The organism is Leptotrichia buccalis C-1013-b, from assembly GCF_000023905.1.
GTDB lineage: Bacteria > Fusobacteriota > Fusobacteriia > Fusobacteriales > Leptotrichiaceae > Leptotrichia > Leptotrichia buccalis.
The window spans coordinates 673,460-690,955 of record NC_013192.1 but is presented as its reverse complement, the minus strand read 5'-3'; the positions used below and the strand labels follow the sequence as shown (position 1 = coordinate 690,955).

Genomic DNA, 17,496 nt, shown 5'->3' with positions numbered 1-17,496 from the left:
TTTTTTATTTTATAACATCTTTAAATCAAATGACATTTCATTTTTATATATTTTTTAATATATTGTCATTATCCTTGTAAAATTCTATTATTTCATCTTGTGTTGCAGTAGCCGTTCCTATTTTTGCTACCACAATTCCAGACGCCATATTCGCAATTACCCCAGCCTCATACAAATCCGCTCCAGCACATATCGAAAGTAAAAATGTCGATATAAAGGTATCTCCAGCTCCTGTAACATCATAAACTTCCCTTGCCACAGTCGGTATTCTCTTATGTTTTGTTCTAAACAGCGAAACTCCCTCTTCACTTCGAGTAAGCACAACGCTGTCTAGTTTTAAATCATCCTTTAACTGAGCCATTTTTTCAGCAATTTCTTCCTCGCTAGTAAATTTTTTCATTCCAAAATAATCCAAAATTTCTTTTCTATTTGGAGTCATTGAAGTTGCTCCCACATAATTTTTAAAATTCTGCGGTTTTGGATCAACCATTACTTTTTTATTATGTTTTTTTGCTATTTCTATAATTCTTTCTGATAAATGTTTTGTAAGTAACCCTTTATTGTAATCAGAAATCAATACTGCATCAATATTTTCAATATTTTTCTCAAAATTTTCCAAAAGTTGATTTTGAATATCTTCTGAAATATCAGTATCTTTTTCCCAGTCTAATCTAAGTAGCTGTTGACCTTGTGACAAAACTCTACTTTTAATAATTGTTGGACGCGTTTCATCCTTTACAATTCCATTAGAATCAATATTTTTTTCTTCAAGTTCCTTTATAAATTTTTCACCATTCGCATCATCTCCAATGACACCGTAAACAAAAACTTTTCCTTTAAGTGATGTTAAGTTATTTGCCACATTTGAAGCTCCTCCAAGTACAAATCTTTCCTTTTCAATATTTACGATAGGAACTGGTGCTTCAGGAGAAATTCTATTAACTTTTCCTATTAGATACTCATCCAGCATCATATCACCAACAACCGCAATTCTCACATTACTAAATTTTTTTATTAGTTCTTCAAGCCTCTGAATCGAAATCATCTTTTTCCTTTCCTTAATCCAAATTCATTAATTTACAATTTTAAATTATATTTTTTAATTTAGCCTTTATTTAATATTATACTACATATTTTTAAAATTTCCACTATAATTTGTAAAATTTTTCATTTGAATTATGCTTGAATTTTTCTAAAATCAAAGTGATTTTTTTTATTAAAGTTTCTCCTGAATAACAGCTTCAATTTCAATATAAATATCCCGCAATTCTCTATTAGTCCTTCTATATTTAAAAAGCGGACCAACTATTGGAATTTTTGATAATACTGGCACTCTTCTTATCGTTTCCTTGCTCACATCCTGCTTTAATCCTCCAATAAACGTCGAGCCGCCATTATTTAACGTTATTGTCGTTTTAGTCTGATTTTTCTGTTTTGCCCCAGAAGATGCATTGTAGCTCGATGTCAGCTTAAAATTGCTTATTTCTGTATCTATTTTTAGTAAAATTTTCTTTATACCGTTAATTTTTCTAATTTCAGGATTAATTTTAAAGACTATTCCTGCTTCAGAAAAAATTGGCTCTACATATTCAGTATCTTTTTTCGTAGTCTTCTTTTCTCCAACCAAAACTTCTTCTGTAACTTTTAATTCACCTTCTTCATTTTCCATAATCATAAGTGTCGGCATTGCTTCTATACGTATATCTCCATTTTCCTTCAATAAATTAAAATCTATTCCTAAAAATCTCCCTCCTTTTGAAAAAATAGACGCAATTGAAACTTCTCCATTCAAAAATTTTGCCACTAGATTATCTTTAGTCGCATTCGCATTATCACTATTTATGCTCCAGTCAATTCCAAGCCGCTCAAACAGATTTGAGCTTGTATCAATTATAGTTCCCTTTATTATAACTTGTTCCTTTTCCTTATCCAGCGACTTTATAATCCTTCTCATTTCCTCAATTTTACTTTCATCTCCATTAAAAATAATTTTATTATCAATTCCAATCACTTCAAATCCAAAAAAACCATTCAATTTTTCTGTAATATCTTTCACATTTCTGTATTCCAAATCAATTTCTCCAGTTCTTTTCTTTTCCTTAACAGGCTGAACCTGATTCTGTACTTGATTTTTATTGTTGTTACTTGTACTTTCATTATTTTTTGATACATTTGCTGAATTTTTATTTTTATTTGAATTTTTATTATTCTGATTATTATTTGAACTTTTATTACTGTTTTCCTTCTTTTCTGTCTGAACCTTTTTTGGAACTTCATAAATAAATATTTTCTTTGCATTTTCCACATCGATTTTATTCACATAATCAGATGTTTTAGCTCCAAAACTATTATTTCCAACAATATAAAAAATCAGAAATAAAACCGTAAACAATTTAAAATTTTTTCTTTTCCTTTCCATAAATCCCCCCTTCAGTTATTATACTAGCTAAATTTCCACCTTAATTTTTTTATCCTCAATTTTTTCTATAAATCCTAATGAAATTTTAAACCCATCACTCGTCAGCTCCATAAACATTTTAGAAGTGTCAATATATCTTTTACTTTTATTCACAAAATATATAAATTTTCCAAAATCATTCAGGCTTCCGTACATTGTAAAATGAATATATTTAAGTCTGTAGCCGTTTCTCTCCCAGATATTTTCCGATTTTGAGATTTCCTTCATTTTTAGTCCGCTGTCGTGTGAAAAAACATAAATTATCTTTTTAAATTCGGATTCGCTTTTCATTGATAAAAATGATAATTTTTTCGTAAGAGCCGTTATCTGATTATATTCATTCATAATCCTTCTACGTTCTAAATTTTTTTGTTCTACTACATTCACAATTTTACTTTCCAAATTTCTTTTATTTTCAATCAAAATTTTCCTATTATTTAAAACTTCCTTGTATTTTCCATATTTCTTATTAATATTTACCAACGCCAGTACAATTCCGACTGTAAAAATTAATAACTTCAAATTTAATTTAATCATTTTTCCTTATCCTAACTGCTTAAACTATTTTCCCTCCAAAATATTATATTCAAAAAGTGTTGCCGTATCATTATCCTTCAAATATCCCAGTTCCGAATTAGAATATTTTCTCAAGATATTATTCTCAAACTTTTCAAAATTATTAAAATTTTCCATTTCCCCTTGAACAACCCATTTTGCATTTTCGTAATTAATTTTCGTATAATCAATTCCATTTTTACTATTTTCAACTAAAAATTTTATAAACGAGTAATATTCACGCCTTTTCATCGCCATATCAATTTCACGAAGTACTGCAAGCTCTTTGGAATAATCTGGGATTTCTTCACCCTTTTTCTTTAAATAATCTTTTTCCAATGTTTTTATTTCCTTCTGAATTATTTCATTTTCCAACGTTTTCTTCTCCATTGGAATTGAGTTATATCCAAGAAAATATCCAGTTGCGACAATACCTGCAATAACAACATCAGAAATTTTTATGTTTTTTAAGCTTTCCTTATCAAAAACAGCATTCTGCTTTATAAAATTAGGATTATCTGAAAGTTCCATACCCGCAAATACCGTTTTTATATCATTTTCACTGTCTCCAACTACAATCATCTCTCCAAAATCAAAATTTTCAATATCATCTACATCTTCAATTTTCAAATCAATTTTTTCAATTTCCGATATTTTCTCATCTTCAATCAAAATCCTGATACTACTTTCTTCTCCCAGCTGTAAAATTTCAGTCCTACTTTTTCTAAGAATATTTATATCATTTTCTATTCCAAAATTCTCACTATTTCCTAATTCTTCATTTATATCAATCTCTTCAATTTCCCCAAAATTACGATTTACATTATTATATTTTACAGCTCCAATTTCCTGCACTTCTTCGACAATTTCTATTTCTTCTTGAAAATTCCCATTCTTATTTTCCAAAAGTTCATTTTTATTTTCAAATTCAATTTCCTTATTTTGACTAATTTCAAAATTTCCATCCTTAAAATAATTATAAACCGCATCAAAATCTATCTTTATTTCAGTAAGTAAAAGCGAATATTTTTTTGCATACTTTTTTAATTTTAAAATTTCTCTTTTATCCATTTCAATATCCAAAAATTTATTTTCCAAATGATTTATAATCATTTTTTTATTCACAAAATTAATTTTTTTCTTTAAAATTTCTGAAATATTTTTTGTTTTTTTAGATTCTTTTTCAAAATTTTCATCTGTTTTATCAAAATCCTTAAAATCATTAAACCAAAAATATGAAAAATGTAAAATTACCGCTATTTTTGTATTTTTTTCAATATTATTTTCTTCAACAAAACTTTCCAGAACTGATTCCAGCTCCTGATTTTCAAAAAAATATATTTCATCTTTAAAAAAAATATAAATCTTATTTTTACTTCGCACATATATTTTTATTTTCTCTTCCATCACTCCCCCTTTATTATTTTATCTATAAAAATTGCGATTCCAAAACTTTCATCTCAACTTCCATTGGATTTATTCTCCTAAACTCAATTTTTTCCTGAAACAAAATTTCCTTATCTAAAATTTTCCTTGCAAAAACAACTTTTAACTCCCCATAAACCTTATTTTCTTCAAGCGGTAAAAAATATTCATTTTCATTGCTATCTTTTATTGACTTAACCATATAATTTCCAATACTTTCACTATCTTTCTTCAAAAAAATCAACTTTTCCATTTTAATTTCCTGTCCATCATTTTCCAATCTGCTATCAAAATACTGCTCCTTTTTCTCTAATGTAACCAGATTTTCATTAAAATAAATCCCATTATCCATAATTTTTTTCACATTCTGATTTTCTTTCTGAATTAAAAACTTTTTTTCAAATTTATTCTCTTTCTGGTTTTTCAAAAACACCATTTCCTTTTTCTGATGAACATAATACACAAAATTAATTGAAAATGCCGAAATTATTGATAAAATAACCATTACATAAACCAAACTCGCCCCCGTATTTTTATTTTCCTTATTTACATTTCCCCTTTTCATAAATATCTATTCCCCATTATCTAAAACCTCAAAAATTAAATTCTCACAACTCTTATACTTTCACTTTTTTCCCCATTCAGCGTAATTACTAGCAAACTGCCTATCTTTTCAAATTTTATTTCCCTAAATTTCCCTATTTCCACTCTGCTTCCAAATTTTCCTATATTTTCAGCATCAGAAATATAAAGTTTGCCATTAGCAGATTCAATTTTATAAAAAATATCGTTCAATTTAAAAATAATTTTATTTTCCTTGATAAAAATATTATTACTTTCATTTTCATATAAAAAGTCTTGAATATCTCTGTTTTTTATATCCATAATAATTTTATCCATTGAAAAATACATATTTTCATACATTTTCTGATTATTTTTCTTCGCTTTTTCAATTAAAACTACACGCTTTAAAAAAACTGAAACTACAAGTACAAGAACGGAAAAAATAAATAGGCTTATTAATATTTCAACAAGCAAATATCCAGATTTTTTATTTTTTTTCTTTTCAAACATTTTTCTCCTAAAAATTAAATTTTTTCAATACAACTTAAATCTTATTTTATTTTTTATCAATAATCATTTTTCTTTATTTTATAAAATTCAAATGAAAACTATTAATCTGGAAAATAATAATCCTTAATTTTATCAACATTTATTTCAAAAATATATTCCTTCGCTCCCAATTCATTTACAAAATATCCCTCCGTCCTTTTTATTTCAATATTTACCTTATCATTTTCTAGTTTCCCCTTTTTGTCCTGTCTTTGTTCCAACTTTTTTAAAATCTGATAATTTTTTTCAACTGAAAATTTATTATAAAAATCCTCAACTTTTAAAATTTCATGTTTCCCAATAAAATTCAAGATTTCATTATATTTTTTTGCCTTCAATATTTCAATCATATTTTCAATATTCACACTTCTCACATTCAAATCATCCACTCTCACATCTGTCCTAAATGTCTTCAAAAATAAATTTGAAATTGGTACAATGGCAACTGTTACAAAAAACATTGAAATCAAGCTTTCAACTAACGTTTCCCCACTATTTTTTCTCATTTTTTCTCCAAACTTTTAAAAAACTTTATAAAAAAATATTTCAAAAATTACATAGCTTATCACAATAAACGGTGCAAATGGAATATATTCATATTTTTTCCATTTTTTTAAAAATAAAAACAGAAAAGCGACTATTCCAGAAAAAGAATACAATATTATATAAAAATTCATAACATTTTCCATCCCTGTATATTTCAAAAGTCCCCCAATCCCCATCATCAGCTTTACATCCCCGAAACCAATTAAAGTTTTATTTACATAATCTTCTAAAATATAAAGAACAATCATCGGCATCGAATAAGCACAAATTCCCAAATAATATCTTTCTAAATCGTGATTTTGCAATGCTAAAATCAATCCGATAATCAGCAAAATTATTACGCATTTCTCTGGAATAATTTTTCTTTTTAAATCAATCCATACAATTCTCGCAAAAATACAGCATTTTATTATTTCAATTATAATATTCATTATTTTCTAATCTCTTCCCCAGCAAATGCCTTACTATTTGCATCAACTTTTGCAAAAATTTCTCCTTCCTGATAAATCACATTTCCCTGAATATTCCCAATTTTAAATTTTCCACTACTATCAAGTCCAATTCCAAGCTTACTCAAATTCCCCTGCTCCGTCAAAATTTCCTGAAGATTCTTAGGTGCATCTCCACTATGGTCAATGCTCCAGGATGTTGTCGTATTATTAAGTTCAGCAACAGCTCCCACAACTTTACTCCGATTAGCCTTATTCAAATATTTCCCAACTTGCGGCACAGCAATCGCTGATATTATTGTAATAATCGCTACCACCAGAATAACTTCCACAAGTGTAAACCCTTTTTCGCGTTCCCTTAATTTCTTATTTTCCTCCCTTCTTTGCATTTTTTCAATTTTACTTTTTTCTTTTTTTTCAACCTTATCCATAATTAACCACCTCTTTTATTAATTTTATATTAATTATTTATACTATATTTTTAAATAAATGTCAATATAAAATTAAAAATTTTTTAAATTAAATAAAATAATTGTTTTATAAACTATAACTTTTATAGTAAAACTGCTTTAAAGCCGAACTCAAAAGCTATGACTATTTTACTCAAACCCTAAATTTATATAATTTTCAATAACTCGGTTTTAAATGGGTTCGAGTATATTTTGAAATACAAAAAAAATACACTGAAAAATCAGATTTTACAAACTGTCTCAGTGTATTTAAATTACTTAATTAAATTGTTTAATTTTTAAATTTATAGACTTTCTACATTTTCAATATTAATAACTTCTATTTCCTTATTAATTTTTTTAATAAGTCCTGCCAATACTTTTCCAGGTCCAATTTCATAAATCTTTGTAACTCCATTTTCAGCCAGTTTATTTATTGTGTCAACCCATTTTACTGGTCCAAATGTCTGATTGTACAATTCATTTTGAACTTCATCAGCAGAATTTAGAATATTTGCTGTAGTGTTGGCAATAATTGGAGTTTCTGGATTATTCCAAGTATAGTTTTCAAATTCTTTTTTTAGAATTTTGGCAACAGGTTTCATTAATGATGAATGAAAAGGTCCTGAAACTGCTAATGGTAATGCTCTTCTTGCACCTTTTTCCTTGAATAATGCAAGATTATTTGCAATTACTTCTTTTTCTCCAGCGATAACAGTCTGTTTCGGCTCATTATAATTTACAGCTTCCACTACTCCATCAATTTCATTACAAATACTTTCCACATCTGCCGCACTAAGTCCTAATATCGCAGCCATTCCTCCATCAATATTGGCACTGCTCATTATTTCCCCTCTTTTTGAAATCAATTTCAGTGTATCAATTTCATTTAAAACTCCAGCAGCATATAAGGAACTGTATTCTCCTAAACTGTGCCCAGCCACAAAATCAGCATTTATACCTTTTTCTTTTAATAATTTAGTTAAAATTACAGAAAATAGTGCAATTGCAGGTTGTGCATATTTTGTATTTTTTAATTCTTCATCAGTTCCTTCAAAAATAACTTTTTTCACATCTTCATTATTTTCAAAAATTTTGTCAATTATTTTTTTATTTTCATCATCCACTTCATCATATAACTTTTTACCCATTCCAGCATACTGTGTCCCTTGTCCTGGAAATACAAAAGCAATTTTTGACATTTTTTAATCTCCTCTTGTTTTTAAATTTTTGAATAAATTTAAATAATTCTAATTTTTTCTCATCTTTTATTATTTTTTTATTTCTTCTGCTTCAATAACTTCCTCATCTTTTGAAGAATTTTTTGGTTTTCCACTAAATTTAGTTAGCTGTTTTTTATCCAAAATTTCCTTTACTCCAAGTCCTACAACAACTAGTCCTAGAATTAACGGAATTACAAATAATGACACATTTTCCCATAGATACTGAGTAACATATAAGTAAGAACCTACACATACAAATATCCACCCTTGTTTTTTCTTTTTAACCAAGAAATAAACACCTACAAGAACAATTATTACCTGATAATTAACAATGTACTTTATAATCTCCTCAGGTACAAATTTGAACAAGCTTAAAACAACTATTACTAATCCCCAAAATATTTTTGAGTTCATAATATTTCCTCCTATCATTTATATTTTTTATTATTCAATTTATTTTTATAAATTTTAAATTATACTAAACAACTTATATTATTTAGATATTTCAACCAAAATTGATCCGTAAGTCAATCCTCCGCCAAATCCTGTAGCAACAAATTTATCGCCTTTTTTCAATTTTCCTTCTTTTATCGCTTCATCAAGTGCTATTGGAATCGAACCTGCCGAAGTATTTCCATATTTATTCAAATTCACAAAAAATTTATCCAATGGTTGCTTAAATCTTTTTGCAATTGATTCAATTATTCTGATATTTGCCTGATGTGGAATAAACAAATCAACATCGTCAGCGGTTATTCCGGCTTGTCCCAGTACATCTTCCACTGTTTCAGGGAACACTCTTACTGCAAATTTAAAGATTTCTCTTCCGTTCATTTTTAAATAGATATCCTTATTGTCAATTTTTTCTTTTGATACAGGCTCTTTTGTACCTCCAGCAGGCACTAATAGTTCACTTGCACCAGATCCATCAGCTACTAAGTGGCTAGCCATGTATCCTCCATTTTCTACTTCGCCAAGTACAACAGCTCCCGCACCGTCTCCAAATAATATGCAAGTTCCCCTGTCAGTCCAGTCAATTACTCTTGACATTGCTTCTGCACCAATAACTAGCACTTTTTTATAAATTCCTGCTTTTATAAAGCTATGCCCCGCTGTATAAGCATAAACGAACCCTGTACAAGCTGCACCTAAATCAAATGCCGCCGCATTTATTCCTAATTTATCCTGAACTAATGCCGCTGTTGAAGGTGTTCCGTAATCAGGAGTCATAGTTGCGACTATAACTAAATCTATTTCATTTTTATCTATTTTTGCATCTTCAATGGCTTTTTGCGCTGCTCTAAAGGCTAAATCAGATGTTCCTTCATTTTCATCTACGATTCTTCTTTCCTTAATACCAGTTCTCACTGTTATCCATTCATCATTTGTATCAACTATTTTTGATAAATCATCATTTGTCAATATTTTTTCAGGTACATAAGATCCCGTTCCCAGTATTCCAACTTTCATATTTCACCTCAAATTTTTTTATTATTCTATTTTTCGTATCATTATAATTTTATGTTAATTCAAACTTAAAATTACTCTATTAAAGTCTATCATAATTCCAATAAAAATACAACTGTAAAATATTATTTCTCGTCTTATTTTATGACTATTGATCTTCATCCAAAAGTTCCCTTTTCTTCCTCTCAAATTCTTTCCGAGTTATAACTCCTTGATCTAGCAACCCTTTAAATTTTATCAGTTCATCAGCAACAGAAGTCTGCTGAGCTCTTTCAAATTTTTCCTTAGCCTTGTTTACAGCATTTACAAACGGAACAAGCGTCTTGTTTAATATCTTTGTTACCTTCATCATGGTTGCTCCGTCCCATATCTCTATTTCACCTAAGAAAAATCCTTTTTTATACACTATTGAATTAATTTTATTAAGCGGTATTTCAATTTGTTTTAATCCAAAAAACATTCCTTTGTCTAAAAATATGATTCTTTTACTTGTTGAAACAATTAACCATGTATGGCTTTCATAATAACCTGATGTCGCATAAGTAACAACTTCATTATCCGTAATAATTTTTGGAAGCTCCTTTACTTCCCGCTTTGTCCCCCAAAAATGGGTTGCTCCCCCCTTTGCCAACATTTCTTTTATTTGCTTTAAAGTTCTCATTTTTCCTCCTTGACTATTCTTCTCCGCTCCATTTTCATAATAATAACTGGACCTAAAGATATAAATATTTTACTAAAACCTTTAATTGATCTAGTTTTACTATTTTGATTCTGAAAGCATCTAAGTATGCTTTATAATTTTTATTTTCCCTATCATAATTGTACTATGTTTTGTGAATTATTTAAAGAGAAAATTCTCATTTTTTAATTTTTCTTTCAAAAAAATATTTCTGCAAAAAAAAAGCAAGACATAAATCCTGCTTCAATAAACTATTCAGCACTAACTGCTTCATCATTTGGTAACACTTGTCTACCTCTGTAAACTCCTGTTTTTAAGTTTAATCTGTGTGGTCTTCTTATCGTTCCATCAGCTTCTACAATAACGTTTGGAGCTTTGATTGAATCGTGTGATCTTCTCATATTTCTTTTTGCTTTAGAAGTTCTTTTCTTAGGTACTGCCATTATTTATCGACTCCTTTCAAATTTTTATATTATTAACACTTCAATTTAACATTGTAAAAAGAATTATAAAAACTCATAATTTTTTCACATTATACAAACTATTATAATAAATCTAAAACTATTTGTCAAGACTTTAATCTATTTTTTCCATTTATTCACAAGATTTTTTATTATTTTTTCTAACTTTTATTGAATTTCTATTATTTTACTTTTTTCAAAAATTTATTTTTGATTTTCTTTAGATATTGCATTAACTTTCTCTTGCTTATTTTTTTCAATAATAATTTCATATTTTTTCTCAGTATTAAACTCAAGATTTTTTATTTTTTCAGAAATTTCATCTGTCATTGTTTCATTCCCAACAACTAAAACAACAAAGTTCTCATTATTATTTGCATCTATCAATTTTCCAATTTTAACTGTACTAATATTATTTGAAAAATTTTTATATAAAATATTTTCAACAGTTTTTAAATCATTCTCCAAAATTGTTTGATTTTCATTTTTTAGCGGTAATGAAACATCTTCAGCATTTTCTTTTATTTTTTCTTCGTTCAGATATTTTGATAAGTCCTGTGCTGTTAAATACTTTTCATTGGATAACTGCTGTATTTTTAATTTATAGTTTTTCAATTTATATTTTTCCAGTTTTTTTTCTAATTTCTCAATATCCTGTTTTTTAAAGGCATCTCCTACAATTTTTAAAGTAACAGTTTTATCTTTTTTATTAATAGAATTATCAAAAACATAATGATTTTTTAATTCCCTTGAAATAAATTTTTTTAATGAATTTTCTCTCGCTGTATCTTGAACTAAAGTTGTTGCTGTATATATACTTGGAATAATTATGATTAAACTTACTATATAAAATATTATTTGTTTTTTTATTGAAATTTTATTTCTTGCTTCAAAAATATTTCCAGAATAAACCATCAAACCAACTAATGTTGCTATCATTATAAAAAATACATTTATTATAAACAAATATCCTGCTCCAAGAAAAATTTTCAGATTCCCATGAGCAATCCCAAATCCTACTACACACAAAGGAGGCATTAATGCTGTTGCAATAGCTACTCCAGGAACTACATTTCCACCATCTTCTTCAGTTTTTCCAATTACTCCTGCAGTTCCACCAAAAATTGCGATTAAAACATCCCATAAAGTAGGATAAGTTCTTGCTAGTATCTGTGGTGTTGCATCATTTATAGGGCTTACTAAAAAATAAAAAGTGGAACTTACTACACTTATTAATATAAAAATTCCCAATCTAAAAAGTGACACATAAACTCTTTTTAAATTTCCATTTGATAATCCCAATCCTAGCGACTGAATTGGCGACATTAGTGGCGAAATCAACATTGCTCCAATAATTACTGCAACAGAATTTGTATTTAATCCTATTGAAGCTATAATCATTGCACAAATCAGAATAAACATTGTTTCCTTTGTAAAATCAGAATCTTCAATAATATTTCTTTTTAAAATCTTGTATTTCTCATGTTTTATTTTTTCTATCATTTTACTATATCTCCTTTATATTTTTATAAATTAGTAACTTATTTAATTTCTATTTCAAAAAATTTAATCATCTTCATAAACAGGTTCAATATGAATCAAAAGTCTTTTTATATTTTTATATTTGTGTTTAATTTTTTTTGAAATTTTATTTGTAATATCATGTGCTTCTTCAATCGTCTTATTTTTATCCATTCTCACATCCACAAACATATAAATATCTTTTCCAGAAGTAGTCATGCGAAAATCGTGGGCATTTTCAATTTCTTCAAATCGCAATATTTCTGAACGTATTCTTTCAATCAGTTCATCATCTTGTGAATCCAGCAATATCAATGCATTTTCCTTTATTAGTTCATAACCGCTTTTTACGATATAAATTGACACAATAAATCCTACAACTGTATCAAATGCTGGATGAATTTTTGATAAAAGAAGTCCAACCAGAACGGAAGTGGAAATTATAATATCCGTATTGTAGTCGGCAAGTAATGAATTTATCAAAGCATTATTATATTTTTTTGCTCTTTTTTTCATAAAAACTAACTGGAAGATTTTTATCAAAATTGCAAGAACTGTTATAATTATTGGAATGAATGAAATATTAAGATTATTTTCACTGCTAAAGGAAATTAATTTTGAAAAGTTATCTTTTATTAATTCAAAAGCTGTTATCATTATAAAAGTCCCAATTATCACGCTAAAAACCGACTCTATTTTCCCATGCCCAAATGGATGTTCCTTGTCTTCAGGATTGCTACCAACCTTTAGTCCCACAATTACCAGAACATTTGTAATCAAGTCTGAAAGCGAATTTAACCCGTCAGAAAGTAACGACATACTACTAAATATTCTTCCAGCCATAATTTTTAGTAAAGCTAAAACAATATTGACACAAATCGCAAATTTTGATACAGACATCATATTTTTTTCCTGTTTTTTCACTTCTGCCAAATTATTTAATACATATCCGTCTTCTGTTTTGATAAATCGCTGTTTTTCAAGAAAATTATCCATTTTTTTATGATGTGTTATGATTAGTGAGTCAAAATTCTTTTTTGTAATTCGATTAATTATATACTTTAAAAAAAATGTTCCATATCCGTTATTTCTCAATTTTGAACTAATAAATATTTTTTTTAATTTTGCAGTATCATTCAGAATAAAAACTGCATATCCGTATAGTTTTTTTCCATTGTATAAAAAAAATATATCTTCGTTTTCTTTATCAAAAGAAAATTTCGGATCTATCTCCAATGCATCTATTATATATTTTCTAATATTCTCCTTTCTATCCCATTCGACTACTTTCATTATAAAGCCTCCATTTGTAGCAAAAGAAATTAAAACTTTGAATTTTTAAACTAAAAAATAAAAAGTCATACGTCAAATTCTCGAAAACATTCTACCATCCGTTTCTTAATCTAAAAGCTCAAAAACAGCTACCCTGTAAACCTAAAGAAACTAACTTAGTGCTGCTTCGTTCCCGACCTGACACATTTCGCTAGCCCTCTACAATACAGGACTATTTTCTCAACACTTTTAAAATAAGACGTTGACACTAAAACTTCCCTCAAATTTGACGTCACCTCTACTAAAGCGGGTTGTAGATACAGGGCACCGCTAACTCCCCGGCTAGTATGACTGAAATAGTATATCATTTTTTCTGATTATTGTCAATGTTATAAAAATATTTATTAGGTTTGAACAAATAGCTTCCCATTTTTTATAAACATATTTTTTACCTTAACCTTCTTTTTCTTTCCTTCCTGATCATACTTGTAAACAGGATTTGTTTCCAAATAATTTGAAACTAAAGCTTTTAATGATTTTGCGGCTGGTGTGCTTATCATATCTTTTCCGTTTTTATCCAATATTTTGTCCACCTGTAAATCCACTAAATAAAGCTGGCTTGTTTTCTGATCAAATTTGATTTCACTATTTAACCCAATAACTCCTTCTGATCTGTTTGCCAACAGTGAGGCATCGTAATCTGTTTCTATATAAATTCTATTATCCTTAAATGATATTTTAGGATTTTTTACAGTAATTTTCCCTACTAGAAAGTTTTTTGTAATTGGAAATTTTTCTTTTGCTTTCGATTCAATTACTGATTTTGGCACACGAATCGTCTTATTTGCCAAAAAATCGCAGGAAATTACTCCAAACATTATTATTAACATTAGAAACAATGTTTTTAAAAATAAATTTTTCTTTTTCATAACCAATCTTCTCCTTTTTCTTAATTTAATAAACTCCTTTATTTATTTAAATAATACAAAACTTTATTTATTATTTCATATTTTTAAAATTAGTTTTACCTTAAATCTAAATTTTATTTCAGATATTTTTTTAAAAATTTTGCTGTGTGTGATTTTCGAGATTTTATTATTTCTTCTGGAGTACCTTGTGCAATAATCTGTCCGCCTTTATGCCCACCTTCAGGCCCTATATCTATTATATAATCAGCATATTTTATAACATCAAGATTATGTTCAATTACAAGTACTGTATTTCCTTTTTCCACAAGACGATTCAGTACTTCCAGCAGTTTTCTAATATCTTCAAAATGAAGTCCAGTTGTAGGCTCATCCAGTACGTAAATTGTTTTCCCACGTGAAATTTTAGAAAGTTCTGTAGCAAGTTTTATTCTTTGAGCTTCCCCTCCAGAAAGTGTTGTTGCAGGTTGTCCCAGTTGGATATAGTTCATTCCCACATCAATTAATGTTTGCAATTTTCTCTCAAGTGCCGGAATATTCTTAAAAAATTCGTATGCTTCCTCAACCGTCATATCCAGCACATCCGAAATACTTTTACCCTTGTAATGCACTTCCAACGTTTCTCTATTATAACGTTTTCCCTTACAAACTTCACATTCCACATAAACATCAGGTAGGAAATTCATCTCAATTTTATTAATTCCAGCACCGCTACAAGCTTCACATCTTCCACCTTTCACATTAAACGAAAATCTTCCCTTGCTATATCCTCTTACTTTCGCATCATTTGTCTGAGCAAATAAATCTCTTATATCATCAAATATTTTCGTATAAGTTGCAGTATTTGAACGAGGAGTTCTTCCAATTGGCGACTGGTTTATATCAATAATTTTCTCCAAATGTTCAAGACCTTCTATCCCACTATTTTCTAGCGGATACAATTTTCCTTTATTCAGCCTGTTGTGAAGTTCTGGATAAAGAGTCTGATTTATCAATGTAGATTTTCCACTTCCAGAAACTCCTGTAACCACAGTAAATACTTCCAATGGAATGTGTACTGTAACATTTTTCAGATTATTTCCCTTCGCATTTTTCAAAATAATTTCTTTAGTGGCTTTTCTTCTTTTTTCAGGTACTTCTATTTTTATTTTCCCATTCAAATATTGTGCAGTCAATGATTTTTTATTTTTCATAACTTGTTTTGGAGTACCTTGCGCAACAACTTTTCCACCGTTAATTCCAGCTCCCGGTCCTATATCAATCAGATAATCAGCTTCCCTCATCGTATCCTCATCATGCTCAACAACAATCAGGCTATTCCCAATATCACGTAAATCCTTCAATGTTGCAAGTAATTTATCATTATCTCTCTGATGAAGTCCAATGCTTGGCTCATCCAGCACATAAATCACGCCTGTAAGCCTACTTCCAATCTGAGTTGCCAGCCTTATTCTCTGTGATTCCCCACCAGATAGGGTTTTTGTCATTCTGGAAAGACTCAAATAATCAAGCCCCACATTTATCATAAATTTTAACCGCTCTTTTATTTCCTTCAATATCTCAGCTGCAATTTGCATTTGCTTTTCTGTAAGCGTAATATTTTCATAAAATTTCAGTGCATCAACAACGCTTACCTCTGTCAAGTCAATAATGCTCTTATCATTTACAGTTATCGCCAAAACAACATCTTTCAGTCTTTTTCCTTTACAAGTCTTACAAGTTCTCTCCGTCATATATTTAGCTTCCATCTCTTCCTTTGCCGATTCCGAAGCAGTTTCTCTATATCGACGTTCAATACCATTCACAATTCCCTCAAATTCTCTATTTCCATTATAACTAAAACTATCCCCGCTCCAAGAAAACTTAAACTTCTTATTACTTCCATAAAAAATTATATCCTTCTCTTTCCGAGTCAATTCAGACACCTTTTTATCCAAGTCGATTTTATGTGCTTTTGCCATTGCTGTGAATAAATCCCAGTTCCACCCTTTTTTCGTAGTCGCTCCTGGAAAAACAATTCCACCTTCATTAACTGACAAATTTTCATCTACAATCAATTTGTTCTCATCCACTTCCAGCCTTGAACCAAGCCCGTTACAAACCTCACAAGCCCCATAAGGTGCATTAAATGAAAACAGTCTTGGCACAACATCTGGAAAAATCACATCGGGATGATTTGGACAAGAAAAATTTTCACTATACTTGTTGTCTTCTCCATTCACATTTGCAATAATTTTTCCATTAGAAAGCTCACTCGCTGTTTCGATAGCTTCTGTAATTCTGCTCAAAAATTCCTTGTCATCTTTTTTTACAACAAGCCTATCTACAACAACTTCGATATTATGTCTTTTATTCTTATCTAAGTCAATTGTATCATTCAAATCCAAAATATCACCATTTACCCGAACTCTCTGAAATCCTTTTTTCTGCAAATTCAAGAACAAATTTTTATGAGTCCCCTTTTTATCAATAACAACAGGTGATAACACTATCAACTTATCCTTTTCATTCCGTCCATTCACAAGATTATCCACAATTTCCTGAATCGACTGTTTTTCCACCTTCTGATGACAAATCGGACAATGTGCCTCTCCAATATGTGCCCATAAAAGCCTCATATAATCATAAATTTCCGTAGTTGTCCCAACAGTTGAACGAGGATTTTTCGAAACACTTTTCTGCTCAATCGAAATCGCCGGCGAAAGCCCCTCAATACTATCCAATTCAGGCTTCTGCATTTGCCCAATAAACATTCTCGCATAAGCCGACAAACTCTCCACATATCTTCTTTGCCCTTCCGAATAAATCGTATCAAACGCAAGCGAAGATTTCCCACTCCCCGAAACCCCTGTAATTACCACAAGCTCATTCTTAGGAATCTCAATATCAATATTCTTCAAATTATGCTCTCTTGCTCCAATAATTTTTATCTTGTTGTCTTTCATTCTTTTC

The 17,496-nt window shown here is 29.0% G+C and carries 18 protein-coding genes and 1 other RNA gene; all 19 read right to left on the bottom strand.

Going from position 1 to position 17,496, the window contains the following annotated elements:
* Positions 1-43 precede the first annotated feature (43 nt).
* Positions 44-1,045, bottom strand: a complete 1,002-nt coding sequence (gene rfaE1 / locus LEBU_RS03180) for a D-glycero-beta-D-manno-heptose-7-phosphate kinase (protein WP_015768884.1) — start codon at positions 1,043-1,045, stop codon at positions 44-46.
* 171 nt (positions 1,046-1,216) lie between these two features.
* Positions 1,217-2,419 (bottom strand): type II secretion system protein GspD, encoded by a 1,203-nt coding sequence (locus LEBU_RS03175; protein WP_015768883.1) that lies wholly within the window; start codon positions 2,417-2,419, stop codon positions 1,217-1,219.
* A 27-nt stretch (positions 2,420-2,446) separates the two neighbouring features.
* Entirely contained in the window at positions 2,447-2,995 is a 549-nt protein-coding gene (locus tag LEBU_RS03170) for a hypothetical protein (protein ID WP_015768882.1), read from the bottom strand.
* A gap of 24 nt (positions 2,996-3,019) precedes the next feature.
* Positions 3,020-4,420: a hypothetical protein gene (locus LEBU_RS03165; protein ID WP_015768881.1), complete on the bottom strand. Its 1,401-nt coding sequence runs from the start codon at positions 4,418-4,420 to the stop codon at positions 3,020-3,022.
* A 22-nt stretch (positions 4,421-4,442) separates the two neighbouring features.
* The gene (locus tag LEBU_RS03160; RefSeq protein ID WP_015768880.1) at positions 4,443-5,003 is read right to left on the bottom strand and encodes a hypothetical protein; all 561 of its coding nucleotides are present in this window, start codon (positions 5,001-5,003) and stop codon (positions 4,443-4,445) included.
* Between the two features lie 35 nt (positions 5,004-5,038).
* On the bottom strand, positions 5,039-5,512 hold the full coding sequence (locus tag LEBU_RS03155; RefSeq protein WP_015768879.1) for a prepilin-type N-terminal cleavage/methylation domain-containing protein: 474 nt from the start codon (positions 5,510-5,512) through the stop codon (positions 5,039-5,041).
* Positions 5,513-5,613: 101 nt separating this feature from the next.
* On the bottom strand, positions 5,614-6,057 hold the full coding sequence (locus LEBU_RS03150; RefSeq protein ID WP_015768878.1) for a type IV pilus modification PilV family protein: 444 nt from the start codon (positions 6,055-6,057) through the stop codon (positions 5,614-5,616).
* A 15-nt stretch (positions 6,058-6,072) separates the two neighbouring features.
* Positions 6,073-6,528 (bottom strand): prepilin peptidase, encoded by a 456-nt coding sequence (locus tag LEBU_RS03145; RefSeq protein WP_015768877.1) that lies wholly within the window; start codon positions 6,526-6,528, stop codon positions 6,073-6,075.
* Positions 6,528-6,977, bottom strand: a complete 450-nt coding sequence (locus tag LEBU_RS03140; protein WP_041760510.1) for a type II secretion system protein — start codon at positions 6,975-6,977, stop codon at positions 6,528-6,530. The genes LEBU_RS03145 and LEBU_RS03140 overlap by 1 nt, the downstream gene beginning before the upstream one ends.
* A 323-nt stretch (positions 6,978-7,300) precedes the next feature.
* The gene (gene fabD / locus LEBU_RS03135; RefSeq protein ID WP_015768875.1) at positions 7,301-8,197 is read right to left on the bottom strand and encodes an ACP S-malonyltransferase; all 897 of its coding nucleotides are present in this window, start codon (positions 8,195-8,197) and stop codon (positions 7,301-7,303) included.
* A gap of 69 nt (positions 8,198-8,266) precedes the next feature.
* Positions 8,267-8,632 carry a hypothetical protein gene (locus LEBU_RS03130; RefSeq protein WP_015768874.1) on the bottom strand — a complete coding sequence of 122 codons (366 nt, stop codon included), beginning with the start codon at positions 8,630-8,632 and terminating at the stop codon, positions 8,267-8,269.
* A 78-nt stretch (positions 8,633-8,710) separates the two neighbouring features.
* Entirely contained in the window at positions 8,711-9,688 is a 978-nt protein-coding gene (locus LEBU_RS03125; protein WP_015768873.1) for a beta-ketoacyl-ACP synthase III, read from the bottom strand.
* Between the two features lie 145 nt (positions 9,689-9,833).
* Entirely contained in the window at positions 9,834-10,346 is a 513-nt protein-coding gene (locus LEBU_RS03120) for a PH domain-containing protein (protein ID WP_015768872.1), read from the bottom strand.
* A 269-nt stretch (positions 10,347-10,615) separates the two neighbouring features.
* Entirely contained in the window at positions 10,616-10,807 is a 192-nt protein-coding gene (rpmF, locus tag LEBU_RS03115) for a 50S ribosomal protein L32 (protein WP_015768871.1), read from the bottom strand.
* Positions 10,808-11,029: 222 nt separating this feature from the next.
* Positions 11,030-12,328, bottom strand: coding sequence for a TIGR00341 family protein (locus LEBU_RS03110; protein WP_015768870.1), 1,299 nt, complete (start codon positions 12,326-12,328; stop codon positions 11,030-11,032).
* A gap of 63 nt (positions 12,329-12,391) precedes the next feature.
* Positions 12,392-13,639, bottom strand: coding sequence for a cation diffusion facilitator family transporter (locus LEBU_RS03105; protein WP_015768869.1), 1,248 nt, complete (start codon positions 13,637-13,639; stop codon positions 12,392-12,394).
* 65 nt (positions 13,640-13,704) lie between these two features.
* An RNA gene (ffs, locus tag LEBU_RS11680) (signal recognition particle sRNA large type) lies at positions 13,705-13,969 on the bottom strand.
* Between the two features lie 53 nt (positions 13,970-14,022).
* Positions 14,023-14,547 carry a DUF1439 domain-containing protein gene (locus LEBU_RS03100; RefSeq protein WP_015768868.1) on the bottom strand — a complete coding sequence of 175 codons (525 nt, stop codon included), beginning with the start codon at positions 14,545-14,547 and terminating at the stop codon, positions 14,023-14,025.
* 113 nt (positions 14,548-14,660) lie between these two features.
* The gene (gene uvrA / locus LEBU_RS03095; protein WP_015768867.1) at positions 14,661-17,489 is read right to left on the bottom strand and encodes an excinuclease ABC subunit UvrA; all 2,829 of its coding nucleotides are present in this window, start codon (positions 17,487-17,489) and stop codon (positions 14,661-14,663) included.
* Positions 17,490-17,496 lie beyond the last annotated feature (7 nt).

Excerpts from the sequence above, each read along its gene's own strand:
- rfaE1 (WP_015768884.1), bottom strand. The coding sequence starts at position 1,045 with ATGATTTCGATTCAGAGGCTTGAAGAACTAATAAAAAAATTTAGTAAT.
- LEBU_RS03175 (WP_015768883.1), bottom strand. The coding sequence starts at position 2,419 with ATGGAAAGGAAAAGAAAAAATTTTAAATTGTTTACGGTTTTATTTCTG.
- LEBU_RS03170 (WP_015768882.1), bottom strand. The coding sequence starts at position 2,995 with ATGATTAAATTAAATTTGAAGTTATTAATTTTTACAGTCGGAATTGTA.
- LEBU_RS03165 (WP_015768881.1), bottom strand. The coding sequence starts at position 4,420 with ATGGAAGAGAAAATAAAAATATATGTGCGAAGTAAAAATAAGATTTAT.
- LEBU_RS03160 (WP_015768880.1), bottom strand. The coding sequence starts at position 5,003 with ATGAAAAGGGGAAATGTAAATAAGGAAAATAAAAATACGGGGGCGAGT.
- LEBU_RS03155 (WP_015768879.1), bottom strand. The coding sequence starts at position 5,512 with ATGTTTGAAAAGAAAAAAAATAAAAAATCTGGATATTTGCTTGTTGAA.
- LEBU_RS03150 (WP_015768878.1), bottom strand. The coding sequence starts at position 6,057 with ATGAGAAAAAATAGTGGGGAAACGTTAGTTGAAAGCTTGATTTCAATG.
- LEBU_RS03145 (WP_015768877.1), bottom strand. The coding sequence starts at position 6,528 with ATGAATATTATAATTGAAATAATAAAATGCTGTATTTTTGCGAGAATT.
- LEBU_RS03140 (WP_041760510.1), bottom strand. The coding sequence starts at position 6,977 with ATGGATAAGGTTGAAAAAAAAGAAAAAAGTAAAATTGAAAAAATGCAA.
- fabD (WP_015768875.1), bottom strand. The coding sequence starts at position 8,197 with ATGTCAAAAATTGCTTTTGTATTTCCAGGACAAGGGACACAGTATGCT.
- LEBU_RS03130 (WP_015768874.1), bottom strand. The coding sequence starts at position 8,632 with ATGAACTCAAAAATATTTTGGGGATTAGTAATAGTTGTTTTAAGCTTG.
- LEBU_RS03125 (WP_015768873.1), bottom strand. The coding sequence starts at position 9,688 with ATGAAAGTTGGAATACTGGGAACGGGATCTTATGTACCTGAAAAAATA.
- LEBU_RS03120 (WP_015768872.1), bottom strand. The coding sequence starts at position 10,346 with ATGAGAACTTTAAAGCAAATAAAAGAAATGTTGGCAAAGGGGGGAGCA.
- rpmF (WP_015768871.1), bottom strand. The coding sequence starts at position 10,807 with ATGGCAGTACCTAAGAAAAGAACTTCTAAAGCAAAAAGAAATATGAGA.
- LEBU_RS03110 (WP_015768870.1), bottom strand. The coding sequence starts at position 12,328 with ATGATAGAAAAAATAAAACATGAGAAATACAAGATTTTAAAAAGAAAT.
- LEBU_RS03105 (WP_015768869.1), bottom strand. The coding sequence starts at position 13,639 with ATGAAAGTAGTCGAATGGGATAGAAAGGAGAATATTAGAAAATATATA.
- LEBU_RS03100 (WP_015768868.1), bottom strand. The coding sequence starts at position 14,547 with ATGAAAAAGAAAAATTTATTTTTAAAAACATTGTTTCTAATGTTAATA.
- uvrA (WP_015768867.1), bottom strand. The coding sequence starts at position 17,489 with ATGAAAGACAACAAGATAAAAATTATTGGAGCAAGAGAGCATAATTTG.